The sequence below is a fragment of the Pseudomonas sp. E45-MNA-CIBAN-0222 genome (assembly GCF_040310405.1).
Lineage (GTDB): Bacteria > Pseudomonadota > Gammaproteobacteria > Pseudomonadales > Pseudomonadaceae > Stutzerimonas > Stutzerimonas stutzeri_AC.
The window spans coordinates 1-276 of sequence record NZ_JBEOPU010000088.1; the positions used below are offsets into that span (position 1 = coordinate 1).

General features: G+C 58.7%; 1 protein-coding gene. It reads left to right on the forward strand.

All coding sequences use genetic code 11. The annotated features are described in order from the left end of the window. Positions 1–276 (forward strand): PAS domain-containing protein (locus AAEZ08_RS22885; protein ID WP_500125171.1); only part of this gene is annotated, 276 nt, incomplete at both ends.

A 276-nucleotide genomic window follows, 5' to 3' on the forward strand; every position in this document is an offset into this window, starting at 1 on the left:
GGAGAGCGGCGCCTTTATCGAGATCAACCCGGCGTTTACCCAGACGTTTGGCTTTACAGCCGCCGAAGTGCTCGACAAAAGCGCCGAGCAAATCGGCTTGTGGGACGACTCCAGCAAGCGCCTGCAGCGCATCGAGCAAGTGATACGCGAACAGGCCCTGAGCAATGTGGCGATCGTGGTGCATCACAAGAACGGCCAGAGCCTGACCTGCATGATTTCCAGCCGCTTGATCAAGGTCAGCGACCAGCCATGCATCGTCACCACGCTGCGCGATAT